The organism is Nocardioides sp., assembly GCF_047606145.1.
Taxonomy (GTDB): domain Bacteria; phylum Actinomycetota; class Actinomycetes; order Propionibacteriales; family Nocardioidaceae; genus Nocardioides.
Window position 1 is genome coordinate 43,182 of sequence record NZ_JASGET010000114.1, and the last position, 23,121, is coordinate 66,302.

At 72.4% G+C, this 23,121-nt stretch carries 21 protein-coding genes; 10 read left to right on the forward strand and 11 right to left on the reverse strand.

From position 1 onward, the window contains the following. The first annotated feature begins 49 nt into the window (after nt 1-49). Genes QM638_RS14595 through QM638_RS14605 form a run of 3 tightly spaced genes read left to right on the forward strand, consistent with a single transcriptional unit; the run spans nt 50 to nt 2,678 of the window. On the forward strand, nt 50-697 hold the full coding sequence (locus tag QM638_RS14595; RefSeq protein WP_415142903.1) for a bifunctional 4-hydroxy-2-oxoglutarate aldolase/2-dehydro-3-deoxy-phosphogluconate aldolase: 648 nt from the start codon (nt 50-52) through the stop codon (nt 695-697). Further along, entirely contained in the window at nt 694-1,623 is a 930-nt protein-coding gene (locus QM638_RS14600) for a shikimate dehydrogenase family protein (protein WP_415142905.1), read from the forward strand. The genes QM638_RS14595 and QM638_RS14600 overlap by 4 nt, the downstream gene beginning before the upstream one ends. Beyond that, a complete protein-coding gene (locus tag QM638_RS14605; protein WP_415142907.1) occupies nt 1,620-2,678 on the forward strand; it encodes a phosphotriesterase in 1,059 nt (352 codons plus the stop codon). Before QM638_RS14600 ends, QM638_RS14605 begins: the two co-directional genes overlap by 4 nt. A 13-nt stretch (nt 2,679-2,691) precedes the next feature. Here the strand turns inward: QM638_RS14605 and QM638_RS14610 are convergent, their stop codons facing one another. Together QM638_RS14610 and QM638_RS14615 are read right to left on the reverse strand one after the other, a co-directional pair. Continuing rightward, entirely contained in the window at nt 2,692-3,441 is a 750-nt protein-coding gene (locus QM638_RS14610; protein ID WP_415142909.1) for an ABC transporter permease, read from the reverse strand. Then, on the reverse strand, nt 3,441-4,511 hold the full coding sequence (locus QM638_RS14615) for an ATP-binding cassette domain-containing protein (RefSeq protein WP_415142911.1): 1,071 nt from the start codon (nt 4,509-4,511) through the stop codon (nt 3,441-3,443). Before QM638_RS14615 ends, QM638_RS14610 begins: the two co-directional genes overlap by 1 nt. A gap of 19 nt (nt 4,512-4,530) precedes the next feature. On the opposite strand from QM638_RS14615, the gene QM638_RS14620 reads away from it, so the two are divergent. Beyond that, complete coding sequence (locus QM638_RS14620; protein WP_415142913.1) at nt 4,531-5,424, forward strand: AAA family ATPase; 894 nt, start codon at nt 4,531-4,533, stop codon at nt 5,422-5,424. Nucleotides 5,425-5,431: 7 nt separating this feature from the next. After that, complete coding sequence (locus QM638_RS14625; RefSeq protein WP_415142915.1) at nt 5,432-6,853, forward strand: VWA domain-containing protein; 1,422 nt, start codon at nt 5,432-5,434, stop codon at nt 6,851-6,853. 74 nt (nt 6,854-6,927) lie between these two features. Here QM638_RS14625 and QM638_RS14630 read toward each other — a convergent pair whose 3' ends face one another. The 5 genes from QM638_RS14630 to QM638_RS14650 all read right to left on the reverse strand — a co-directional run bounded on the left by QM638_RS14630 (nt 6,928) and on the right by QM638_RS14650 (nt 11,592). Then, on the reverse strand, nt 6,928-7,488 hold the full coding sequence (locus QM638_RS14630) for a cysteine hydrolase family protein (protein WP_415142917.1): 561 nt from the start codon (nt 7,486-7,488) through the stop codon (nt 6,928-6,930). 47 nt (nt 7,489-7,535) lie between these two features. Continuing rightward, the gene (locus QM638_RS14635; protein WP_415142919.1) at nt 7,536-8,888 is read right to left on the reverse strand and encodes a hypothetical protein; all 1,353 of its coding nucleotides are present in this window, start codon (nt 8,886-8,888) and stop codon (nt 7,536-7,538) included. After that, on the reverse strand, nt 8,885-9,826 hold the full coding sequence (locus QM638_RS14640) for a hypothetical protein (protein WP_415142920.1): 942 nt from the start codon (nt 9,824-9,826) through the stop codon (nt 8,885-8,887). The genes QM638_RS14635 and QM638_RS14640 overlap by 4 nt, the downstream gene beginning before the upstream one ends. Next, on the reverse strand, nt 9,823-10,185 hold the full coding sequence (locus QM638_RS14645) for a hypothetical protein (protein WP_415142922.1): 363 nt from the start codon (nt 10,183-10,185) through the stop codon (nt 9,823-9,825). The genes QM638_RS14640 and QM638_RS14645 overlap by 4 nt, the downstream gene beginning before the upstream one ends. 234 nt (nt 10,186-10,419) lie before the next feature. Then, nucleotides 10,420-11,592, reverse strand: coding sequence for an aminotransferase class I/II-fold pyridoxal phosphate-dependent enzyme (locus QM638_RS14650; RefSeq protein WP_415142924.1), 1,173 nt, complete (start codon nt 11,590-11,592; stop codon nt 10,420-10,422). 83 nt (nt 11,593-11,675) lie between these two features. On the opposite strand from QM638_RS14650, the gene QM638_RS14655 reads away from it, so the two are divergent. Next, nucleotides 11,676-13,172, forward strand: coding sequence for a potassium/proton antiporter (locus QM638_RS14655; RefSeq protein WP_415142926.1), 1,497 nt, complete (start codon nt 11,676-11,678; stop codon nt 13,170-13,172). Between the two features lie 108 nt (nt 13,173-13,280). On the opposite strand, the gene QM638_RS14660 is transcribed toward QM638_RS14655, so the two are convergent. Continuing rightward, nucleotides 13,281-13,820, reverse strand: coding sequence for a LytR C-terminal domain-containing protein (locus QM638_RS14660; RefSeq protein WP_415142928.1), 540 nt, complete (start codon nt 13,818-13,820; stop codon nt 13,281-13,283). Nucleotides 13,821-13,822: 2 nt separating this feature from the next. Then, nucleotides 13,823-14,119 carry a type II toxin-antitoxin system VapB family antitoxin gene (locus tag QM638_RS14665; RefSeq protein WP_415142930.1) on the reverse strand — a complete coding sequence of 99 codons (297 nt, stop codon included), beginning with the start codon at nt 14,117-14,119 and terminating at the stop codon, nt 13,823-13,825. 167 nt (nt 14,120-14,286) lie between these two features. Here QM638_RS14665 and QM638_RS14670 point away from each other — a divergent pair, with 167 nt between their 5' ends. Continuing rightward, the gene (locus QM638_RS14670) at nt 14,287-15,852 is read left to right on the forward strand and encodes a helicase HerA-like domain-containing protein (protein WP_415142931.1); all 1,566 of its coding nucleotides are present in this window, start codon (nt 14,287-14,289) and stop codon (nt 15,850-15,852) included. A gap of 154 nt (nt 15,853-16,006) precedes the next feature. Here QM638_RS14670 and QM638_RS14675 read toward each other — a convergent pair whose 3' ends face one another. Then, nucleotides 16,007-16,186, reverse strand: coding sequence for a hypothetical protein (locus QM638_RS14675; protein ID WP_415142933.1), 180 nt, complete (start codon nt 16,184-16,186; stop codon nt 16,007-16,009). A 146-nt stretch (nt 16,187-16,332) separates the two neighbouring features. Then, entirely contained in the window at nt 16,333-20,373 is a 4,041-nt protein-coding gene (gene eccCa / locus QM638_RS14680) for a type VII secretion protein EccCa (protein ID WP_415142935.1), read from the reverse strand. Between the two features lie 217 nt (nt 20,374-20,590). On the opposite strand from eccCa, the gene QM638_RS14685 reads away from it, so the two are divergent. The 3 genes from QM638_RS14685 to QM638_RS14695 all read left to right on the forward strand — a co-directional run bounded on the left by QM638_RS14685 (nt 20,591) and on the right by QM638_RS14695 (nt 23,053). Beyond that, nucleotides 20,591-22,045 carry a hypothetical protein gene (locus QM638_RS14685; protein WP_415142937.1) on the forward strand — a complete coding sequence of 485 codons (1,455 nt, stop codon included), beginning with the start codon at nt 20,591-20,593 and terminating at the stop codon, nt 22,043-22,045. Between the two features lie 216 nt (nt 22,046-22,261). Further along, nucleotides 22,262-22,597, forward strand: a complete 336-nt coding sequence (locus QM638_RS14690) for a WXG100 family type VII secretion target (RefSeq protein WP_415142939.1) — start codon at nt 22,262-22,264, stop codon at nt 22,595-22,597. A 159-nt stretch (nt 22,598-22,756) separates the two neighbouring features. Continuing rightward, a complete protein-coding gene (locus tag QM638_RS14695; protein WP_415142941.1) occupies nt 22,757-23,053 on the forward strand; it encodes a WXG100 family type VII secretion target in 297 nt (98 codons plus the stop codon). Nucleotides 23,054-23,121: the final 68 nt, after the last annotated feature.

A 23,121-nucleotide genomic window follows, 5' to 3' on the forward strand; every position in this document is an offset into this window, starting at 1 on the left:
CCTCACCCGCCCCCATCCGCCCCATCCGCCCGTCAGTGAAGGGATCGCCATGCTGCCCGTGCTCGACCAGCTCGCCGACGTCGGGGTGATCGCGGTCATCCGCGGCCCGTCCCCGCAGGCCGCCGTCGACGGGGTGCGTGCCCTCGTCGACGGCGGGATCACCGGGATCGAGATCACCTACACCACGCCGGAGGCGCCGGCGGTCATGGCCCGCATCGCGAGGGAGTACGGCGAGGACGTGCTGCTCGGGGCCGGCACCGTCCGCACCGCCGACGACGCGGCCCGCGCCGCCGACGCCGGCGCCGGGTTCCTGGTCGCGCCGGGCTTCGAGGCGGCACTCGCGACCGCGATGACCGAGACCGGACTGACCACCATGATCGGCGCACTCACGCCGACCGAGGTGATGGCGGCCGACGCGCACGGCGCCGACGTGGTCAAGATCTTTCCGGCCTCCCTGCACGGCCCGGCGCTCATCCGCAACCTGCGCGGCCCGTTCCCCGACGTCGCGTTCATGCCGACCGGTGGCGTCTCGGCCGACAACGTCGCGGCCTGGGTCGCCGCCGGGGTGGTGGCGGTCGGGGCAGGCGGAGACCTGGTCTCGACCGCGGACCTGGCGCAGGGCCGGTTCGACCAGATCCGGATCAGGGCCCGGGAGCTCGTCGCCGCCTACCGCGCCGCCCGCGCGACGACCGCATGATCGAGCACGGCCGGATGGGGTTCGTCGGCGTCGACACCGCGCGCTCGTCCATCCAACGGGTCTTCCCGCTGTGGGCCGATCACCTCGGCCTGCCCACCCGGGAGCTGCGCGGCTTCGACCTCCCGTTGGGCGCCCCCGACGCCGCCTACCGCGACGTGGTCGAGGCGATCCGCGACGATCCCGGCCAGGCGGGTGCGCTGGTCACCACCCACAAGATGCGGCTCCACCAGGCCGCCCACGACCTCTTCGACCACCTCGACGACTTCGCCCGTGCCTGCCATGAGGTCTCCTCGATCTCGAAACGCGACGGTGCGCTCCACGGGCATGCGAAGGATCCGATCACCGCTGGGCTCGCGCTCGAGGCGATCGTGGCCGAGGACTACTTCGCCCGCACCGGCGCCGAGGTGGTGGTGCTCGGCTCCGGCGGGTCCGGGATCGCGCTGTCCTGGTACCTCGCCGGCCGGAGCGACCGGCCCAGCCGGGTGCGGCTGGTGGGGCTCGGCGCCGCGAGCATCGAGCAGGCTCGCCGGATCCACGCCCGTGGCGGCCTGCCCGTCGAGCTCTTCGACTATCACGTGCTCGACCCGGCGGCGGCCGTCGCCGACGCCACCGCGCAGGTCGAGGCGGCCACGCCGGGCGCGGTGGTGGTCAACGCCACCGGGATGGGCAAGGACCGACCGGGCTCCCCGCTCTCCGTCGACGCGGTGTTCCCCGCCGACGCGGTGGTCTGGGAGTTCAACTACCGCGGCAGCCTGGAGTTCCTGCGCCAGGCACGGGCGCAGCGCGAGCAGCGGAACCTGACGGTCAGCGACGGCTGGACCTACTTCGTGCACGGGTGGAGCCAGGTGGTGGCCGAGGTCTTCGACCTCACCCTCACCGACCGGACCGTCGAGGAGCTCTCCGCGATCGCCGAGACCGTGCGATGACCCGCGAGGTGACCGATGACGTGACCGGTGGGATGACGGGTGGGATGACGGGTGGGATGACGGGTGGGATGACGGGTGGGATGACGGGGATGGTGCGCACCGTGCTCGGCGACCGGGACCCGGCCGGGCTCGGCATCCTCGACTATCACGAGCACCTCTTCCACGCCTCGCCGCTGCTGCCCGGGGAGGACCTCGACGACGCGGCCGCCAGCGAGCGGGAGTTCGCCGCGCTGCTGCACAGTGGATTCGACGGGATCATCGACGCCACGCCGATCGGGCTGGGGCGGCGTACCGCCGAGCTGGCCGGGATCGCGGCGCGCACCGGCGGGGTGGTCGTCGCCTCCACCGGGCGGCACCGCGACGCGCACTACGCCGAGCCCCTCCCGATCGCCGACGACGACCTGGCCGAGGTGCTGGCGCGGGAGCTGGTGGTCGGCGTACCGGCGGACGACGCGGCCTACCGGCGTACGGCGACCCCGGAGCCGGCGACGCGATCCGGAGCCCCGATCCGCGCCGGCCAGATCAAGGTGGGCATCGACTACTGGCGGATCAGCGGCGCCGAGCGGCAGGCCCTGCTCGCCGCGGCCGAGGCGCACCGTCGTACCGGCGCACCGGTGATGGTGCACACCGAGCGGATGAGCGCCGTCCTCGAGGTGCTCGCGCTGCTCGGCGATCACGGTGTGCCGGCCGCGAGCGTGGCGATCGCCCACGCCGACCGGAATCCGGATCCGGGGCTGCACGCGGAGGTCGCCGAGACCGGTGCCTACCTCGGCTACGACGGAGCCGCGAGGCTGCGTGACTGGCCGGAGTCGGTGCTGCTGGACTGTCTGGCCGCCGTCGTCGAGCGCGGCCACGGTGATCGCGTCCTGATCGGCGGGGACGTCGCCCGCCGGTCCGGCTACGTCAGCCACGGCGGCCTGCCCGGGCTCTCCTACCTCGGCGACCGCTACCTGCCGCGTCTGCGACGACGGGTCGGTGAGCGGATCCTCGACCAGATCCTGCGGGTCAACCCGGCGCGCTACCTGACCTGGCGCCGGCCGGCTGCCGGAGGCTAGCGGCCGAGGATCGCTAGGCGTTCTCCTTCCGGAAGACCGCCACACCCCACCACACCGCCAGGCCGAAGAGCACCACCGACCAGCCCACGCCCCACAGCATGGAGGCGTGGAAGTCGCCGAAGAAGGCATCCCGGACGGCGTTGACGACGTGCTTGATGGGCATGAAGTCCGAGAGCCGATCCAGCCAGTGGGCGCCGATGTTCATCGGCAGCAGGATCCCGCTGAGCAGCAGCACCGGCATCATCACCAGGTTGATCACCGGCGCCATCACGTCCTCGCTCTTGGTGGTCAGGGCGAAGGCGTTGGACGCGGCGGCACAGGCACCGCCGAGCAGCAGGGTGAGCAGGACACCCACGACGATCCCGCCGGCGGAGGCGTCCATGCCGAGGATGAGACCGAGCACGACCAGGATGACGGCCTGGACCAGGAGTTGCAGCAGGTCGCGGTAGAGCCGGCCGAAGAGCAGCGCGGCCCGGCTGGCCGGGGTCACCCGCTCGGCCTCGATGACGCCCTCGCGCCATTCGCCGATCAGGCTGAACCCGGCGAAGAACGCCCCGAAGATGCCCAGCTGGACCAGCATCCCGGGGACGAACCAGGTGTACTTGTTGCCGCCGAGCTGGCTGATCACCGGCTCCAGCAGTGGCCCGAAGAGCAGCAGGTAGAGGACGGGCTGCAGCATGCCGATGATCACCCACGCGGGATTGCGCAGGTTCATCCGCAGCTGGCGGTTGAACACGATCCAGGACTCGCGCCAGAAGTTCATCAGCGGCCTCCTTCGGTGGCGGGCTTCTCGGTGGCCGCCTCGGCGTCGCGCAGCGAGCGGCCGGTCAGGGTCAGGAAGACATCGTCGAGAGTGGGTCGGACCACCTCGATGGAGTCCAGCGAGACGCCACCGGCCTCCAGGTCGCGCAGCAGACCGGGGACGGCCTTGCCGGCTCGTGCCACTCGGCCGCGCACGTGTCGGTCGACGATCTCGACCTCGTCGCTGATGGTGGCCAGCTTGTCGCGCGCGACGGCCAGCTCGGTCCGATCGCTGACCTCGAGGTCGACCAGGTCGCCGGCCACCGCGGCCTTGAGGTTGTCGGAGGTGTCGGCGGCGACGATCCGGCCCCGGTCGATCACCAGCAGCCGGTCGGCCAGCACGTCGGCCTCGTCGAGGTAGTGGGTGGTCAGGAAGACGGTGGCGCCCTGGCGGGCGCGCAGGTCACCGATGTGCTGCCACAGGTTCGCCCGAGCCTGCGGGTCCAGGCCCGTGGTGGGCTCGTCGAGGAAGACCAGGCGCGGTGAGTGGATGAGGGCCATCACGATGTCCAGCCGTCGCTTCTGCCCGCCCGACATGTGCTTCGGCATCCGCCGCCACAGCCCGTCGAGCTGCAGTCGGTCGAAGAGCTCCTGGCCGGTGGCCACGGCGTCCCGCCGGGACAGGCCGTACAGCATCCCGTGGTCGACCACCTCGTCGCCCGCGTAGGCGCCGGAGAAGGTCGATCCGACCTGCGAGCAGTACCCGATGCTGCGCCTGACCTGGACCGCCTGGGTGGCGACGTCGAAGCCGGCCACGCTCGCCGTGCCCTCGGTCGGCTTGAGCAGTGTCGTCAGGATCCGCAACGTGGTCGTCTTGCCGGCGCCGTTCGGACCGAGGAAGGCGACCACCTCCCCCTCGGCCACGTCCAGGTCGACCCCGTCGACGGCCTGCACCGGCTTCTTCTCCTTGCCCCGTCCGGACCAGAAGGTGTGCTTGAGTCCTCGTGCGTGGATCATCATGCTCCCGTGGATCGACAGCGTCGTCGGTCGGGCCAGTCCAGCACAGTCCACCGACAGTTCGCGACGGGTCATCGCCCCGTAGCCTCGGTCCATGACCTGGTTCTCCTCCCCGGACGACGCCGCCGGCCGGCTCGGCGACGCGGGCTACCTGGCCGATCCCGCCACCGCCACCACCGCCTACCTGGCCGGCCGGCTGGAGAAGCCGGTCCTGGTGGAGGGCCCGGCCGGGGTGGGCAAGACCGAGCTGGCCAAGGCGATCGCCCGGGTCACCGGTGCCGAGCTGGTCCGGTTGCAGTGCTACGAAGGACTCGACGAGGCCCGCGCGCTGTACGAGTGGAACTACAAGAAGCAGCTGCTGCGCATCCAGGCGGCGGTGGTCGAGCGTGACTCCGGCGGTCGTGACGAAGCGGTCGACCGGTCCGCCGACTGGGACCAGGACATCTTCGGTGAGGAGTTCCTGCTCACCCGCCCGCTGCTGACCGCCATCCGCAACGAGCGGCCGACGGTGCTGCTCATCGACGAGGTGGACAAGACCGACGTCGAGGTCGAGGGGCTCCTCCTGGAGGTGCTCTCGGACTTCCAGGTCACCATCCCCGAGCTGGGCACCATGACCGCCCGCCGGCGTCCGTTCGTGGTGCTGACCTCCAACGCCGCCCGAGAGCTCTCCGAGGCGCTCAAGCGCCGCTGCCTCTACCTGCATCTGGACTATCCGGCCGCGGCGCGGGAGCGGGCGATCGTGCTCTCCCAGGTCCCCGAGCTGGACGAGAAGGTCGCCGGCCAGTTGGTCGCCGTCGTCGCCCGGCTGCGCGAGCTCGAGCTCAAGAAGGCGCCGAGCATCGCGGAGTCGGTCGACTGGGCCCGCACCCTGATCGCGCTGGAGATCGACGACCTGAGCGACGAGGCCGTCCGGCGGACGCTGGGCGTGGTGCTCAAACACGTCTCGGACGCCGACCGTGCGATCCGAGAGCTCCGGCTGCCGAGATGAGTCCGCGATGAGCCTGCTCGACCGGCACCTCGCCTTCCTCGAGGCGCTGCGCGGCGCCGGGGTGCCGGTCTCGCTGGCCGAGGGACTGGACGCGGTCGCCGGGACCGGGGCCATCGGCTGGTCCTCGCGGGAGCGGGTCAAGGACGCCTACGCCGCCACCCTGATCAAGCGCCAGGCGAACCGGCCGACCTTCGATGCGCTCTTCGAGCTCTACTTCCCGCGGATGGTCGGCAACGGCGAGTACGGCGCTCGGGCCGGTCTGCCGCCGATCCCGCCGCCCGGGGCGATCCAGGAGCCGCCCGGGCCGCCGCCGGAACCGCCGGACGCCGCCGCGGCGGCCGAGTTCCGCGACCGGGTGAGCGAGGCGCTCGGCGTCGGCGGCGCCGACAGCGCCGAGTCCCAGGAGGTGCTGCGCCGGCTGGCGGCCGAGGCGATGGCGCGGTTCGGCGCGATGCCGGGCCGCGGTCCCGGGCTGAGCAGCTGGTCGGCGTACACGGCCATGCGCCGGATCTCCGCGGACGAGCTGGTGGCCCGGCTGCTCGACGCGCTGCGGGCGGGTGGCTGGACCGAGGCCGAGGCGGCGCGATCGGCCCATCGGCGGGTGGGTGGGTTCACCGCGCTGGTGGAGGCGGACGCGCGCCGCCGGATCGCCGAGGAGAAGGGGCCGCAGCGGTTGGCCGCGCAGCAGCGGCCGGCGCTGGACCGGCTCGACCTGGTGAGCCTGCGCCGTACCGATCTGGACGACGTACGGCGCGAGATCTATCCGCTGGCCCGGCGACTGGCCGCGCGGCTGGCGCGCGAGCAGCATCACCGTCGGCGTGGGCCGCTCGACATGCGGGCCACCCTGCGGGCCTCGATGGCGTCCGGCGGTGTACCGCTGGAGACCCGGCATCGACCCAAGCGGCCGCACCGCAGCGACCTGGTGGTGCTCTGCGACGTCTCGGGATCGGTGGCCAACTTCGCCTCCTTCACCCTGCTCCTCGTCTTCGCGCTGCAGGAGGTGTTCGCCCGGGTCCGCGCGTTCACCTTCGTCGACGCCGTGCACGAGGTGACGCCGTACTTCGGCGCCGGCGGAGACCTCGGCGAGACGATGACCAGGCTGGTGCGCGCCTCCGAGCACGCCGCGCTGCTCGGCCGGACCAACTACGGCCGGGCCTTCGGCCAGTTCACCGACCGGTACGCCGACGCGCTCACGCCGACGTCCACGCTGTTGATCCTGGGCGACGCCCGCGGCAACTATGCGGATCCCAACCTGCCCGCGCTCTCCGCGATGGCCGGCGCCGCTCGTCGCGCCTTCTGGCTCAACCCGGAGGCCCGGCATGCCTGGGACACCGGCGACTCCGAGGCCGGCCGCTACGCCGGCGTGGTCGAGATGGTGGAGTGCCGTAACCTCGCCCAGCTCTCCGAGTTCGTGCACCAGGTGGCCTGAGCCCGGACCCAGGCAGCCTGACCTGGGCAGCCTGACCCGGGCAGCGGGCCGTGACCTCTCCGTCCGGACGGGGCTCAGAAGCTCACCTGACCGGTCGGGATCACCGCGGTGGTGATCCCGGGGTACTCGGTGTCGGCGACGAAGAAGTTGGTGTAGGCGATCATCTGCTCGGCGCCGATCGGCACCTCCTCGCCGTCGGGCAGCGGCAGCGGCCAGGGCCCGGCGTCGCTGGTGTGGGCGTCGGCGACCAGCGTGACGTCATAGCCCTCGATCTGGGCACGCGCGGTGGTGGCCCGGATGCAGGCGTCGGTGGCGGCGCCGCAGATCACCAGGTGGCCGATGCCGAGTGCGTCGAGCCGCTCGCGCAGGGCGGTGTCCACGAACGCGTCCAGATACTGCTTCCCGATCACCGGCTGACCCGGCTGCGGACGGACCTGCTCGACGATCTGCCACGCCTCGGAGCCGGGCACGAAGCGGCCCGCCTCGTGCTGGACCCAGATCACCGGGGTCCCGGCGGCCTGGGCACGGTCGATGAGGTCGCGGACGTTGGCCAGGAACTCCTCGCGGTGCCAGGCGTCGGCGGTGTTGCCGTGCTGGACGTCGATGACCAACAGTGCGGTGGGGCGATTGCTCATGACGACGACGATAGGACTGTTTCCGGACGTACGGCGTCCTGCTCGTCTCAGCCGAGGTAGCCGAGCTCCCGCAACCGGTCCAGCTCGGCCCGCAGCTCCGGATGGGAGGCCCGGTCCGCGGCCCGTCCACCGAGGGTGTAGCCGGTCTCGTCGGCCGCCTCGGTGCCGTCGTAGACCACGGTGAGCCGGTGACCGGCATCGGCGTTGATCAGCCCGCCGAGCAGGGCGACCGGGTCGGCGCGATCCTCCAGTGAGAGCACCCGGGTCCGTGCGGGGATCCGCGGCGCGGCGGCGGCCGGAGCACCGACGGTGACCACCTGGTCGATGTCGTAGCCGGCGCTCGGAGCCGCGGCCAGGCTCGCCGCGGTGGCGCCGCCGGCCGCCGCGCCGACCAGCATCAGGTGCGCTCCCGGCTCGACCGCGGCCTCGATGGCTGCGGTGGCCTCGGCGGCATAGCCGGAGAGGTCGCCGGAGACTAGGCGCAGCCGCTGCCGTCCGGCGTACGGTCCCGGCAGGTAGGCGATGTAACGGCCGGCGGTGGCCGGCCGCACCGAGACGCCCGACTCGACCGACTCCAACGTCGCGATGAGCTCCTCCAACGAGCTCGGTACGCCGCCGGTAGCGTCGGCGCTCCGGTCCTCGCCCTGGTCGGCAGCGTCCGGCTGGCTCTCGCCGACGACGTCGCCGGCGACGTCACGCAGCGCCGACCCGACGTCCGCCGGGAACGGCGCCATGCCCACCGCGCGCCTCGCCCCGGCGGCCGCGACCGCGGCGTCCTCACCCCGCGGTGCGGACGCGGTCAGCAGCGAGCGCAGCTGCAGCGATTCGGCCAGACCACCGCCGCCGACGATGTGGTCCATCAGCTCGGGATGCTCGGCAGCGAGCTCGCCGAGGTAGGCGGTGACGCCCTCGCGGTCGAGCGCATCGGTCTCGATCAGCCCGGCCGAGACCAGCGAGCCGCCGAGCTCGACCTCGGGGGCGAGATAGCCGATGGCGCGGCCGGCGATCTCGCCGAGACTGTGGTAGGCGGCGCTGGCCAGCTCGTCGATCCACCGGTAGGTCAGCACCGTCGCGCGGACCATCAACGCGTCGGCGTCGAGCTCGACCCCACGGTCGAGCAGACCGTGCTTGCCGGAGGTGGCGGCGAGGATCTCCTCCTCGGCCACGGCCCAGGTCCTCGGCGCGAGCTCGGCGGACTCGGCCACCTCCGGGTCGTGCAGGATCGCGGCCCCCAGCTTGGCCCGGTCCCGCAGCTCCCGGCCGACCAGGTCGAAGGAGTCGGCCAGCTGCAGCATGTCCTCGTACTTCTCCCCGGTCCTGCCCGCGGGGACCTCGCCCGCGGTGCGGGCCGCGGCGACCCGGCCGGTCGGGCGGTCGGTGGAGGGTGGCAGATCGGTCATCGGGCAACCTCGGCGAGGACGGGAGCGAGCTCGGCGGCGAGATCGGTCGGCTGGACGCGGGTGATGACGAGGGTCGGCTCGCCGTCGGTGATGGCCGTGCGCAGAGCGCACCATCCGTCGGCGACGAGCGTCCAGGCGGTCACGCCGATGGGCCGCTCGGCCGTCGGGTCGCCCGGCCGCGGCACCGCCCCGACCACCGCACGCAGCCGGCCACGGGTCTCGGTGGTGAACGCGGTCAGGGTGCTGGTCAGGGTCGCGTCCCCGGAGGTGAGGACGCCGACCAGGTCGGTGCGGCCGGCCCGCAGCGCCTCGAACACGGCATCGGCCAGCTCGAACGGCACCTCGACGTGATCGGGCACCCGGGAGGCCGGCCGGTCGGTGTCGTCCTCCGAGGGCAGCGCCGCGACCCGGGCCAGCTCGGCCGGCCAGTGCTCGACCCCGAACCAGGCGAGCTCGAAGACCAGGCCGTCGGCGGTGGCGAGGGTGGCCACCACGTCGCCGGCCTGGCGCTGCCAGGACCGGATCCGGACCTCGTCGGTGACCACGTCGATCTCCACCGCCACCTCGGGGGTGGCCAGCAGGCCGAGCGCGCCGGCCAGACCCGCGTCGAGCGCGGCGCGGGCCGGATCGGCGCCATCCTCATGCATCAGGTCGCGCGCACGCAGCGAGACCGCGGGGTCGCCGAGCGCGGTCACCGCCGCGGCATAGGCCTCGTCCTCGGCACTGCGGCGGGAGCGGCCGAGCCGCGCGTCGAGGGCACTCGCCGACTCGGCCGTCCGCACCTCGAACGGCATCGGTGCGCCGATCACCGCACACGCCAGTCGCAGCTCGGCGATGGTCAGCCCGATCCGACGGGGCACGCCGGCCCAAGGCTCCTCGATCGGCGGCGGGACTGCGTCGGCGGCGTCGGGAGAGACGCCCAAGTCGATCGTGGTCATCCGAGCTCGACCTCCAGCCAGTCGCGGTGCCCCGGCGGTGGGGCGGTGACGTCGCTCAGCCCACCCTCGGCGCGCAACGACTCGGCACGCTTCTCGGTCTCCTCGATGAGCTCCTTGCGGGAGGCCACCTCGTGCTCGTGTCGGGCCAACGCCTCGGCGGCCGTCTCGTGCCGCTCGGCCACCGCGCGCAGGACGACCGCGCGCTCGGTGATCCGGGCCCGCATCGCCTCGGCGGCCCGGCCGTGCCACGGCACCGCCTCGGCCCGGGCGACCAGTCGGTCGGCAGCCCCCCTGAGGTCGGTGGCCTGCTCACGCAGCTGGGTGACCCGGCGGCGGATCACCTCACCCTCGCCGTACATGCATCTCCTCCACCGGCCTGGCAGCGGCCGCTCGCCCGAGGTTGGTCCGGTCCCTCCTCCGGTGGCCGGGCCGAGACCGCCCGAGGGTTGCGTCAGGGACGGGAACGGAGGCCACCGACGTGCGCGTACCCCACCCGTGCGAGGCTCAAACACCCACCTGCGTCGAATCTTCAACTATTTGCCGTGGGCTCCCGACGGGTTTCCGATGGCCCCTTCCCGGAAACCGTCGGCGGCTCACAGCACCGTCGAGAGCCGGTCCAGCGCGGCCGTGATCTCGGCACCGTCACCGGCGAAGGAGAAGCGGACGAACCGGTGACCGGAGGTGGTGTCGAAGTCGATGCCGGGCGCGACCGCGACCCCGACGGTGTCCAGCAGCCGATGTGCCCAGGCGGTGGTGTCCTCGGTCCACCGGGACAGGTCGGCGTAGACGTAGAAGGCGCCGTCGGCCGGTGCCAGCTCGCTCACCCCGAGGTCACCCAGGCCGTCCAGCAGCAGCCGCCGGTTGGCGGCGTAGCGGGCGACATGGCCGTCCAGTTCGGCGTACGACGCCTCGGTGAAGGCCGCCGACGCGGCACGTTGCGCCAGCGCCGGCGGGCAGATGGTGAAGTTGCCGACCATCACGTCGATGGCGCGCCGCAACCGGCGCGGGGCCAGCAGCCAACCCAGCCGCCAGCCGGTCATGGAGAAGTACTTGGAGAAGCTGCCGAAGCAGATGGCCTCACGACTGGTCGCCCACGCGCTGCTGCCACGTGAGCCGTCGTAGGTGATCCCGTGGTAGATCTCGTCGGAGACCAACTGGATGCCGTGCTCGGCACAGAACCGGGCCAGCGCGGCGAGCTCGTCGGGCGTCGTCATGGTGCCGGTCGGGTTGGCCGGACTCGCCACCACCAGTCCCTGTAGACCGCCCGGGGCGCCGACCAGCTCGGCCAGCCGGTCGAGGATCGTGGGCTGCGCCGGACCGGTCGGGATCTCCACCACCTCGCCACCCAGCGCGGTCAGCACGTTGCGGTAGCAGGGGTACGTCGGCCGGGTCATCGCCACCCGGTCGCCGACATCGAAGGCGGCCAGGAACGCGGCCAGGAAGCCGCCGCTGGCACCGGTGGTGATCACCACGTCCGCGGGATCGACCTCGATGCCGTGCCAGCGACGGTGATGCGCGGCGATCGCCTCGCGCAGCTCCGGGATGCCGGTGGCCGGGGTGTAGCCGAGCGGCTCGCCGCTGCTCAGCAGCCGGATCGCCGCCGCGGTGACCTCGGCGGGCGCCCCGGTCGAGGGCTGGCCGGTCATCAACGAGAGGGCGTCACCGTGGGTGCGCTGCCGCTCGGCCGCCCGGGCGATCATGTCCATCACATGGAACGGCGGCACTCCGGCCCGCTCGGCGACGCGCAGGCGGCTGGTCTCGGACATGGAGCCGACGGTACCGGTGGGCGCGCCGCGGCCGCCGCGATCGGTAGGCTGGTCACCCGCCACCCCCGAAATCGCGAGGTGACATGAGCATCGACGTCGAGCAGCTCGATCAGTTCGTGCTGGTGGGCTCGGCGGTCACGCTGCTCGCGATCCTCGCCGTCCGGGTCTCCAGCAAGGCGGGGCTGCCCTCGCTGCTGATCTACCTGCTGATGGGCGTCGCGCTCGGCGAGTCCGGGATCGGGATCAGGTTCGACGACGTCGAGGCGGCACACGCGCTCGGGTTCGCGGCACTGGCGATCATCCTGGCCGAGGGCGGCATCACCACCAGCTGGCGCGAGATCCGACCGGCGATGCGGCTCGGCCTGACGCTGGCCACCGTCGGGGTGGCGGTCTCGATCGTGGTGACCGCGCTGGGCGGACACTATCTGCTCGGACTCTCCTGGCAGCTGGCCTTCCTGCTCGGCGCGGTCACCTCGCCGACCGATGCGGCGGCGGTCTTCTCGGTGCTGCGGGTGGTGCCGCTGCCCCGTCGGCTGACCGGCGTGCTCGAGGCCGAGTCCGGCCTCAACGACGCGCCCACCGTCGTGGTGGTCACGCTGATCTCGCACGGCGGGTTCAGCGAGCACCCGCCGTGGCTCGTGGTGCTGATGATCCTCGGCGAGCTGCTGCTGGGCATCGTCTGCGGCCTGGCCGCGGGCTACGGCGGCGCCTGGCTGATGCGGCGGGCGGCGCTGCCGGCCTCCGGGCTCTACCCGCTGGCCGTGCTGGCCCTGGCCTTCCTCGGGTACGGCGCCGCGGCCACCCTGCACGGCTCCGGGTTCGCCGCGGTCTACATCGCCGCGCTGGTGCTGGGCAACTCCGACCTGCCCCACCGGGGCGCCACCCGCTCCTTCACCGAGGGGGCGGCCTGGCTGGCCCAGATCGGGCTCTTCGTCATGCTCGGCCTGCTGCTCTCGCCCGGGCGGATCTCCCTCTCCACGGTCGCTCTCGCCCTGCTCGGCGGGCTCATCCTGACCGGGCTCGCCCGGCCACTCTCGGTGCTGGTCAGCACCGGCGTGGCGCGGCTGCCTCCGGCCGAGGTGCTGTTCATCTCCTGGGCCGGCCTGCGCGGCGCGGTCCCGGTCGTGCTGACCACCATTCCGCTGGCCGCCGGGGTGGCCGGGTCCGAGCGGCTCTTCGACCTGGTCTTCGTGATGGTGGTGGTCTACACCCTGCTCACCGGGCCGACCCTTGCCGTGGTCGCGCGGGTGCTGGGGCTGTCCCGCCCGATGGACCCGCGCAGCCTCGATCTGGAGGTGGCGCCGCTGGAGCGGATCGCCGCGGACCTGATCCAGTTCCGGATCCCGGAGGAGTCCGCGCTGCACGGCGTGGAGATCGGCGAGCTGCGCCTACCGCACGGCGCCTCGGTGTCGTTGTTGATCCGCGACGACGAGACCCTGGTCCCCGAGCACCGCACCGTGCTGCGCGCGCGGGACGTGATGCTGGTCGTCGTACCTCGCACGCTGCGGGAGGAGACCGAGCGCCGGCTGGAGCAGGTGAGTCGGCACGGCCGGCTGGCCCAGTGGCTCGGCGGGGAGTGAGCCCCGGTCCGGGGTCGGTCGAGCAGCGCGGAGCTGAGCGAGACCCACCGTGCCGGCCGTGGTCTCGACCGACGATGGTGTCCGGGTCAGTCCGGGTCCAGTCCGGGTTCAGTCCGGGTTCGGGCTGCAGATGGTGGTCGTCTCGGCGGCCTTGACCGCCTTCTTCCCGCCGGAGACCCGCGGGAAGCCGTGACCGACCACCACCACGACTCCGGGCTGGGTGGTCTTGCGCTTGACCATCGTCGGGTCGTGCAGCCAGCTCGCCACCAGCTTCACCGCCGGGTTGTGCAGGTCGCTCGCCCACACCTGCACCCGCTTGACCTCGGCGTTCTTGGGGGCGTCGCCGGTCACCCCCGCGACGAAGCCCTCGTCGGTCAGCGACGCCATCGTCCGTGCGGCCAGCCCGCCGCGGGTGCTGGCGTTGAGCACCGTCACCACCACCTGTGCGGGGTAGACCTTGCTGCCGGCCGCCACCTTGGTGTTCTCGCACACCGAGGCATCCGCCTTGCCCGGCAGCGGCTTGGTCATCGCCCGCCAGCCCCACACCGCCGCGATCACCAGCACCAGGGCCAGCACCAGGAGTACGACGAAGGTGCGCAGTCGTGCGGTGACGGAGCCGAACACCGGGCGAGGTGCTGGATCGGACATGCTCATGACCCTACGGCGTGGACCCGTGCGTGCAGCACATTGCGCTGCTGCAACGCCGCCCGGAGCGCGCGGTGCAGTCCGTCCTCGAGGTAGTACTCGCCGTTCCACAGGATCACGTGGGCGAACAGGTCGCCGTAGAAGGTGGAGTCCTCGTCGAGCAGCGACCCCAGCTGGAGGGTGTCCTTGGTGGTGATCAGCTCGTCGAGCCGGATCTGTCGTGGCGGCAGCGTGGCCCAGTCCTTCGCGCTCAGGCCATGGTCCGGATAGGGCCTCTCGCTCCCGACGCGCTTGAAGATCACGCGCCCGACTGTATCTCCTATCACTCGCGTGTCAGCCCGGATCGCGGTTCTGACAGAGGTTCCACAGAGAGCGGGCCACCTCGTCGCAGGTGCCCACCGTGGGTCGAGCAGCGAGCCGAGCGGATCGAGACCCGACACCGTCCACCGAAACCACCTAGGCTGCGGGCATGACTGATGCTGCGGCACTCTCCCAGGCGGTGGCTCCCGGCTACCGGTTCGACGGACCCGCGCTGGAGCTCGGGGCGCTGATGGCCGACGCCGAGACGCTCACCGATGTCCACATCCGGATCCCCGTCGGGATGCTCAACCGGCACGGGCTGGTCGCCGGTGCCACCGGGACCGGCAAGACCAAGACCCTGCAGCTGATGGCCGAGCAGCTCGCCGCCGCCGGCGTACCGGTCTTCGCCGCGGACGTCAAGGGCGACCTGTCCGGCCTCTCGGCGCCGGGCGAGCCGGGCGACAAGCTGCTCGCGCGCACCCAGGCGGTCGGCCAGGACTGGCAGGCCAGGGGCTTCGCGGTCGAGTACTACGCGCTCGGCGGCGACGGCACCGGGATCCCGGTCCGGGTCACGATGGAGTCCTTCGGGCCGACCCTGCTCAGCAAGGTGCTGAACCTGAACGCCACCCAGGAGTCCTCCCTCGGCCTGGTCTTCCACTACGCCGCCCAGCGCGACCTCGAGCTGGTCGATCTGGCCGACCTGCGGGCGGTCGTGCAGCATCTGGTCAGCGACGAGGGCAAGGCGGACCTCAAGGACCTCGGTGGCCTCTCCGCGGCGACCGCCGGCGTCATCCTGCGCAACCTGATCGCCTTCGCCGATGCCGGCGCCGACCGGTTCTTCGGCGAGCCCGCCTTCGACGTGGCCGACCTGCTGCGCACCGCCGGCGACGCCGGGGTGATCTCACTGATGGAGCTGCCTCGGCTGCAGGACCGGCCGCTGGTCTTCTCCACCTTCTTGATGTGGCTGCTCGGCGAGCTGTTCCGCACCCTGCCCGAGGTGGGCGACGTCGACAGGCCGAAGCTGGTCTTCTTCTTCGACGAGGCGCACCTCCTCTTCGACGACGCCTCCGAGGCGTTCCTCGACCAGATCACCCAGACGGTGCGGCTGATCCGGTCCAAGGGGGTGGGGGTGTTCTTCGTGACGCAGTCGCCGACCGACGTGCCGGCCGAGGTGCTGGGCCAACTCGGCTCCCGGGTCCAGCACCAGCTCCGGGTGAACACGCCCAACGACGCCAAGGCGCTCAAGCTCACCGTGAACACCTATCCGACCTCGTCGTACGACGATCTGGGTGCGGTGATCCAGACCCTCGGCATCGGCGAGGCGATCGTCACGGTGATGAACGAGCGCGGCGCACCCACCCCGGTCGCCTGGACCCGGCTGCGTGCGCCGGAGTCGCTGATGGGGCCGGCCGAGACGGCGGCGATGGAGGCCGCGGTCAAGGCCAGCCCGACCTACGCGAAGTACGCCGAGGTCACCGAGGTCGACTCCGCGGCGGACCGACTCGCCGCCCAGAAGCCGGCCGCGCAGAAGGCCGAGCCCGGCTCTCCGGCGCCGGCCGACGACCACGTCACGGTGGACCTGCCGGAACAGCCCCGCCCGAGGTCCTCGTCGAAGTCGGCGAAGAAGAAGGACGACGACAACGTCCTCGAGCAGGTGGTGAAGTCCTCGGCGTTCAAGTCCGCGATGAACACCGCGACCCGGGAGCTGATGAAGGGGCTCTTCCGCCGTCGCTGACGGGCCGCGGGGAACGCCGAGTCGGCGCCTGTTGTACGCCGTAGCACGTCGAGTCGGCGCTTGATGGACCAGTTGTCGCCGGCTCGACGCCGACGACCGGGCAATTGGCGCCGACTCGACGCCGTGGAGCGTGCAGTTGGCGCCGACTCGGCGATCAGGCGGACCAGCGGAGCGAGTCGTCGACGAAGTCGGCGAACGCGTAGGTCCCGCGCAGGTCCTCCCGCTCGTCCATGAGCTTGGCCAGCGCGCTGGCGTGGCGGAACTTCAGGCTGTGCCGCTGGGTGATCGCCTGGTCGATCGCCTGGTCCAGGCCGTTCGATTCCTGCATGTCCATCTTGGCCTCCTGACCGGTTGCTGGATGTTCTGCGTACAGCCTGCCTGCGGTAGATCGCCGCCAGGTTGTTGGAACGTTAAAACTACGTGACGGTTGCCCAAAAGTCAAGTAGTTCACTCTAGTTTGACAGACCGGTGGTCGCGGCCTCACGCCGTCGGCTCGCTCCAAGCCAGCTGGACCACCTCGAAGCCGCGGTTGCGGGTGAGCAGCCGGCCGCGCCCGGGTGCGGCCGGCGTGGGACGGAGGTTGCCGAGCAGGGGCCCCTCCTCCGACGAACCGGAGAGCATGAGTCCCGGCATCGCCAGGTCGCGCAGCGCCTGGATCACCGGCTCGTAGAGCGCGCGCGAGGCGCCGCCGGAGCGCCGGGCCACGACCAGGTGCAGCCCGATGTCACGGGCCTGGGCGAGCAGCGGCGCCAGCACGTGCAGCGGTGAACCCTGCTGGGTGGCGACCAGGTCGTAGTCGTCGACCAGCACGAACACCTCCGCCCCGTTCCACCAGCTGCGCCGGCGCAGCTGATCGGGGGTGACGTCGGGTCCCGGGATGCGGTTCTCCAGGTACGCCGCCAGATCCTGCAGCGCCGGCTGCGCCTGGGTGGCCGAGGTCAGATAGTTGAGCAGGTACTCCCCGGGGATCTCGCCCAGCAGTGAGCGTCGGTAGTCCACCACCGCGATCTGGGCCTGCTTCGGGGTGCGGGTGCGCATGATCTCGCGGGCCAGCGTCCGCAGCAGCGCGCTCTTGCCGGACTGTCCGTCGCCGAAGACCAGCAGATGCGGCTCGGCGTCGGGGTCCAGGGCGACCGGGGAGAGGTCCTTCTCGGTGATGCCCAACAGCAGCGCCCCGCCCGGGCCGGTCCCGCCTGCGGCGGCCTGGCTCCGGACGTCCTCCAGTGCGATCCGCTCGGGCAGCAGCCGCAGCTTCGGCCCGGCCGGCCCCCGCCAGGCCGCGCCGACCCGGCCGATCAGGTCCTCCACCCCGTCGGCGAGGGTGGCGGCGGTCGCCGAGCCGTCGATCCGCGGCAGCGCGCCGAGGAAGTGCAGCTTCTGCATCACCAGGCCGCGACCGGGCCGGCCGGTCGGGACCAGCGCCGCCACCTTGCGGTCGATCTCGGAGTCGAGCGGATCGCCCAGCCGCAGCTCGAGCCGAGTGCCGAAGATGTCGCGCATCGCGGCACGGAAGTCCGGCCAGCGAGTGGCGGCGGCCACGATGTGTACGCCGAAGGTCAGCCCGCGCGGCGCCAGCTGCTGGATCGCGTACTCCAGGTCGTCGAAGTCGGCGCGCAGCGTGCCCCAGCCGTCCACCACCAGGAAGACGTCGCCCCAGCCGTCGTCGGCGGTGCCCTGCGCGCGCCGCAGCCGGTAGGTCTCGATCGAGTCGATGCCGGCGTTGCGGAAGTACTCCTCGCGCCGGTCGATGATGCCGGTGATCTCGGCGAGGATCCGGTTGACCACGTCGGGCTCGGCCCGGGTCCCGATACCGGCGACGTGGGGCAGCCGGGCCAGCGGGGCGAAGGTGCCACCGCCGAAGTCGAGCACGAAGAACTGCGACTCGGTCGGCGTGGTGGTCAGCGCCATGCTCGTCACGATGGTGCGCAGCAGCGTGCTCTTGCCGCTGCGTGGCCCGCCGACCACCGCGACATGGCCGGCCGCGCCGCCGACGTCGATGGTCAGCACGTCGCGACGCTGTTCTCGCGGCCGATCGACGATGCCGAGCGGGATCACCAGTCCGCCCAGCTCGCGCCAGTGGGGCGAGACCAGCCCGAGCCGGGGGTCGGCGGTGAGGTCGGGCATCAGCCCGTCGAGCGTGTCCGGTGCCCCCAGCGGCGGCAGCCACACCTGGTGCGCCGCCGGGCCGTGTCCGGCCAGCCGGCCGACCGCGATGTCCAGCAGCGAGGCCTGGCCGGTCTCGGTGGCCGGCGTCGGGCTCGGCTCGGCGGCCGGCTCCGGGCTCGGCGCCGCGAGCTGTCGCACCTCCGCGATGGTGAACGGCAAGATGCCGGGCAGCCGGCCGGCGTCGTCCCGGCGTACCCGTCCGGCACCGGCCGGCGGACCGGAGACGTACGCCGCCTTGAACCGCTGCAGCGTGGTCGGGTCCGGCTTCAGGTAGCCCAGCCCGGGCACCGCGGGCAGCTCGTAGGCATCCGGTACGCCGAGCACCGAGCGCGACTCCTGGGCGCTGAAGGTGCGCAGGCCCACCCGATAGGACAGATGGGAGTCGAGCCCGCGCAGCCGGCCCTCCTCCAGGCGCTGCGAGGCCAGCAGCAGGTGCAGGCCCAGCGAGCGGCCGAGCCGGCCGATGGCGACGAACAGGTCGATGAACTCGGGCTTGGCGGAGAGCATCTCGGAGAACTCGTCGACCACGATGAGGAGCGACGGCAGCGGTGGCAGCCGCGATCCGGGGTCGGCGGTGCGGGCGCGCTCGTAGTCCTTGAGCGAGGCGAAGTTGCCGGCCTCGCGCAGCAACTCCTGGCGACGGACCATCTCGCCGGACAGGGCGTCCTGCATCCGGTCGACGAGGGTCAGCTCGCCGGCCAGGTTGGTGATCACCGCGGAGACGTGCGGCAACTCGGCCATGCCGGCGAACGTCGCGCCGCCCTTGAAGTCGACCAGGACCATGTTGAGCTGCTCGGGCGGATGGGTGATGGCCAGGCCGAGGACCAGCGTGCGCAGGAACTCCGACTTGCCCGACCCGGTCGCCCCGATCACCAGCCCGTGTGGGCCCATGCCCTGCTGGGCGGACTCCTTGATGTCCAGGTGCACCGGCGCGCCGGCGTCGCCGAGGCCGATCGGCACCCGCAGCCGGTCGCGGGCCGGCCGGGTCCGCCACGCGGTCGCCGGATCGAGGCTGCGGACGTCGCCCAGGCCCAGCAGTTCCATGAAGTCCTTCGGGCCGGCGAGCTCGGCCGAGGGGACCGCCTCGCCGCTTCCTGCGGCGCTCACCGTGTGCAGCGCCGTCAACCGACGGGCGTACGCCTCCGCGACGGGGAGGCTGAGCTGGTCCAGCTGCACCCGGACCGGCTCCTCGCGCATCCGCACCACCTGCGCCGGGCACGACTCCGGCTCGGCCGCCTGCGGTGCCGCCTGCCGGGCGTCGTCGGCGATCTGCAGTCGCAATTGGCTCGCGTCGGAGAGCTCGTCCCACCGGGCGGGCAGGTCGAGCACCGTCACGCCGAGCACGCCGTCCGCGGGCAGCAGGTGGTTGCCGGGCGGCAGTATCACGCCGTCGACCACCACCAGTACGTGTGGTGTCACCGGCCGCTCCTCGGCGCCGAACCGTGGCCGGTCGACCAGGTCCGCGGGCAGCAGTGCGGCGAGCTCGTCCACCGAGGTCGCCACCATCCGCTTCGGTCCGACAGCATCGGTCTCCCGGGCGCTCTGGGCGTGCGGCAGCCATTTCATCCAGTCCCACTCCACCAGCGTCCGCTCCCCGGTGAGTACGGCGACCAGCAGGCTGTCGGGGGAGTGGAACGCGGTCGCCGAGCAGATCAGCGCGCGCGCCGCGGCCCGGGCGGTGTGCTCGGGGCCGCAGACCTCGATCTTGTCGAACGCGCGCAGGTCGAGCGCGGCCGGCAGATCGGGTTGCACCCGGTGCACCACCAGCAGCCGGTGCAGCGCGGAGGCCGAGGCGGGGTCCACCTGGTCGATGGGAGCGCTCTGCGGTGGCACCAGCTCGAGGGAGAGCGGCTGGGCGCAGGCGCCGTACCGCACCTGCAGGAACCGTGGATCGCCCGGTCGACGCTCCCACAGCCGGGAGCGTTCCTCGGCCAGTGCCGGCAATGCCTGCGGACTCGGGTTGTGCCAGGTCAGCGCCCGGCGCTGCTGCTCACCGGCCTCGCGTGCGGTCTGGCGGACGCCGGCCAGATAGCGCAGGTAGTCCGAGCGCTGGCCGCCGACGTTCTGCTGTCGCTGCTTGCGCTGCCGGTCGATCTGGACGAAGACGAAGCCGAGGGTGGCGAAGAGGAACATCCCGGCGGAGATGAACTGTCGCGCGCTGGCGCCGCCGGACCCGCTCATCGTCGCCACCAGCACGATCGAGCCCAGGCTGCCGAGCATCGGGATGGCGTTCATCATCACCCCGCCGGCGCCCTCGCTCTGGTCGATCGGCGGGGGCGGCTGGAGCACCAGTTCGCCGTGCGGGACCTCGGGCTCCTCGGTGCGGCCGCCGCGCAGCGTGGTCGCGACGGTCATCGATGCGTGCCCCGCACCGCCGCGTCCCTCGCCCTCGGCCACCCGCTGACCTCCGCCTTCCCGATGTTTCTCGCCCGTGATGTTGCGCAAAAGCTCCGGTGGTACCGGTGATCATGGCATGGTCGCACCGCGCCCACCCGCACCGCCGGCGTGGGCAGCACTACCCTGACCCAGAGGTCGGTACACCACCTGACCGACACCGCATCCGGGAGGCGCCATGGCCGTGGACCCCGCCGCGTCCGCGGGTGGGACCGGAGTCGGGCACGCCGGTGGGGAGGGTGCCGGTCCTGACCCGGAGCAGGCGGACGCGCTGGGCGCCGGCGGGCTGGCGCTGACGGTGCACAGCTCCTATGGCGTGGTCGACCTGGTCGTCCCGGCCCAGACCCGGGTGACCGAGCTCGCCGCCGCCTATGCCGCCGCCTGCCGGCTGCCGCGCACCCCCTCGCTGCGCACCCCCGGCGGTGGCTCGCTCTCGGGCGAGGCCAGCCTGGCCGCGTGCGGGCTCGACTCCGGGGCGATCCTCACCGCCGACCTCGCCGACCTCGCCGCGTCGTCGCCTCCGCCCGGTCGAGACTTCACTCCCGGTGGGCAGGTGGCCCCCGCCGACCGCCACGACCGACGCCTGGGCGGGGTGGCGCTCGGGGTCGCGGCCGGGCTGGCGGTGCTGGCCGGATGGTGCGGGACGCAGGTGAGCGGCACGCGGCAGGACCTGGTCGTCGTACTCCTGGCGATCGGGGCGTTGACCGGTCTGCTGCCGTTCGGCGGGTACGCCGGCCCGCGGGCCGTGGTGGCGCCGGCGTTCGCCGGGAGCGCGGCCCTGACCGCCGCGTGGAGCCCGGAGCCGGAGCGGTTGGCCACGATCATCGGCGGCGCCGCACTGGTCGCGGCCGTGCTCGCGGCCGCGGTCCGTGCGGTGGGCAGGGCCGAGGACGGGGTGATGGAGGCGCTCGGCGTCTGGATCGTGACCGGTGCCGTGGTCTTCGTGGTCACCTTCGGTGCCGCACTGCTCGACGCGCCGCGCCAGGTGCCGTGGGCGGTCCTGCTGGTGGCGGCCGCGCTCGCCGCCCGGCTGGTGCCGGGCTCCGCCGTCGAGGTGCCGGACTCCGCGCTGATCGAGGTGGACCGGCTCGCCGTGACGGCCTGGTCGGCGCGGGAGCCGGGGCCGGGGCGCCGTGGACGGACCGTCGTCCCGGTCGAGGAGGTCAGCGCGATCGCGGCCCGTGGCACCCGGCTGCTGGCGGCGGCCTCGGTCGCGGTGCTCGTCCTGACCCTGGTCTGCGCACCCTTGCTCCTGGCCACCGCCACGGTGGCCGTCGACCGGGTCGGTGCCCGGGTCATGGTGCTGGCCGGTGGGGTCGCGCTCCTGCTCGCCGCGCGCGCCTACCGATACTGGCTGCCGCGGCTGCTGCTTCGGCTGGCCGGGGTCTATGCCGCGGTGGTCGGTCTGGTCGCGGCCCTCGCCCCGGCCTCGACCGGGGTGGTGGCGGCACTCGGCGGCGCCGCCGTGGTGAGCGGGCTGGTGGTGGTCTCGGTCGCCGTCGCCACCGGCCGGGGCTGGCGCTCGGTCTGGTGGGCCGCCCGGGCCGATCTGGTCGAGGTGCTGGCCGGCGCCACGGTCCTCGGCGTGCTGCCGGTGGCGATCGGCGTGGTGCGTCGGCTGTGGGAGAGGTGAACCGCGGTCGACCCGGATCCGCCGGGTGCCGGCGTGGTGGGCCTCGCCCGGCGACGATCGGTGGAGATCGGTGGAGATCGGTGGACAAGGGTTTAAGGATTCCGACCCCGGGAATACGGCTGCGTGTCCGGCCCGCCGATAACGACGGAATCGCCCCGGACCTCGCAGACGGAATACGCCGAGATATCTCGGGCAGACCTCGGGGAAGGAATCACCATGGGTGACCACCACACCATCAAGCAGGACGATGCGATCGACGGTGCCGTCAAGGACATCGGCAACACCCGTGATCGACTCACCACGCTCGGCCGGCGGCTCGACAGCCAGATCATGGGCTACCGGAACCGCTGGCAGGGCGAGGCCGGCGACTCGTTCTTCGGGCTGCACCAGCTGTGGATCCAGAAGCAGACGACCATCACCAACGCGCTCAACGAGCTCATCTCGGGCCTGGAGAACACCCGCAAGGTCGGCACCGGCACCAACCAGGACGTCGCCGGTCGACTCAGGAGCGCCAGCTCCTCGCTGGACGCGCTCTCGACCCGCCTGGGCTGACCTGTGCCGGGGCGGTCGGGCCCGCTGACCACGAGCCGACCGCCTCGCCGACAATCGCGCCGACGCATGGACGGGTTTTTCCGGTATCGGCGCAATTCGGGCCGACACCGTGCCGAACTCCCTCCTCGATTTTCGACTTCACGTAAAGGAATTTCCATCATGGGTGACCACATCCTCGTCGACCATCCCGCGCTGGACAGTGCCCGGGACGACCTGAAGAACGGCGTCGTACAGATCGGTGGCGTCCTCGACGAGCTCGAAGGCAAGCTGGACGTGCTCAAGGAGCGCTGGTCGGGGGAGGCGAAGATCGCCTACGACGCCGCCAAGCTCACCTGGGACCAGGCCATCAACGAGATGGTCGTGGCCCTGTCCAAGCACAGCACGCTGGTCGCGGACGCCAATCTCGACTTCATCCACGCCGACAAGCGGGGTGCTCGCGGGTTCGAGAGCTTCTGACCGGCCAGACGGGTCGCGACCGGATCTCGGGGGCGGTCGCGACCGGAGGTCCCGCCGCACCGCGACGC

Coding starts and splice junctions, on each gene's coding strand:
- QM638_RS14600 (WP_415142905.1), top strand. CDS start 694: ATGATCGAGCACGGCCGGATGGGGTTCGTCGGCGTCGACACCGCGCGC.
- QM638_RS14630 (WP_415142917.1), bottom strand. CDS start 7,488: ATGAGCAATCGCCCCACCGCACTGTTGGTCATCGACGTCCAGCACGGC.
- QM638_RS14685 (WP_415142937.1), top strand. CDS start 20,591: ATGGCCGTGGACCCCGCCGCGTCCGCGGGTGGGACCGGAGTCGGGCAC.
- QM638_RS14640 (WP_415142920.1), bottom strand. CDS start 9,826: ATGACCACGATCGACTTGGGCGTCTCTCCCGACGCCGCCGACGCAGTC.
- QM638_RS14695 (WP_415142941.1), top strand. CDS start 22,757: ATGGGTGACCACATCCTCGTCGACCATCCCGCGCTGGACAGTGCCCGG.
- QM638_RS14595 (WP_415142903.1), top strand. CDS start 50: ATGCTGCCCGTGCTCGACCAGCTCGCCGACGTCGGGGTGATCGCGGTC.
- QM638_RS14610 (WP_415142909.1), bottom strand. CDS start 3,441: ATGAACTTCTGGCGCGAGTCCTGGATCGTGTTCAACCGCCAGCTGCGG.
- QM638_RS14605 (WP_415142907.1), top strand. CDS start 1,620: ATGACCCGCGAGGTGACCGATGACGTGACCGGTGGGATGACGGGTGGG.
- eccCa (WP_415142935.1), bottom strand. CDS start 20,373: ATGACCGTCGCGACCACGCTGCGCGGCGGCCGCACCGAGGAGCCCGAG.
- QM638_RS14650 (WP_415142924.1), bottom strand. CDS start 11,592: ATGTCCGAGACCAGCCGCCTGCGCGTCGCCGAGCGGGCCGGAGTGCCG.
- QM638_RS14690 (WP_415142939.1), top strand. CDS start 22,262: ATGGGTGACCACCACACCATCAAGCAGGACGATGCGATCGACGGTGCC.
- QM638_RS14660 (WP_415142928.1), bottom strand. CDS start 13,820: ATGTCCGATCCAGCACCTCGCCCGGTGTTCGGCTCCGTCACCGCACGA.
- QM638_RS14645 (WP_415142922.1), bottom strand. CDS start 10,185: ATGTACGGCGAGGGTGAGGTGATCCGCCGCCGGGTCACCCAGCTGCGT.
- QM638_RS14615 (WP_415142911.1), bottom strand. CDS start 4,511: ATGACCCGTCGCGAACTGTCGGTGGACTGTGCTGGACTGGCCCGACCG.
- QM638_RS14655 (WP_415142926.1), top strand. CDS start 11,676: ATGAGCATCGACGTCGAGCAGCTCGATCAGTTCGTGCTGGTGGGCTCG.
- QM638_RS14675 (WP_415142933.1), bottom strand. CDS start 16,186: ATGGACATGCAGGAATCGAACGGCCTGGACCAGGCGATCGACCAGGCG.
- QM638_RS14635 (WP_415142919.1), bottom strand. CDS start 8,888: ATGACCGATCTGCCACCCTCCACCGACCGCCCGACCGGCCGGGTCGCC.
- QM638_RS14620 (WP_415142913.1), top strand. CDS start 4,531: ATGACCTGGTTCTCCTCCCCGGACGACGCCGCCGGCCGGCTCGGCGAC.
- QM638_RS14670 (WP_415142931.1), top strand. CDS start 14,287: ATGACTGATGCTGCGGCACTCTCCCAGGCGGTGGCTCCCGGCTACCGG.
- QM638_RS14625 (WP_415142915.1), top strand. CDS start 5,432: ATGAGCCTGCTCGACCGGCACCTCGCCTTCCTCGAGGCGCTGCGCGGC.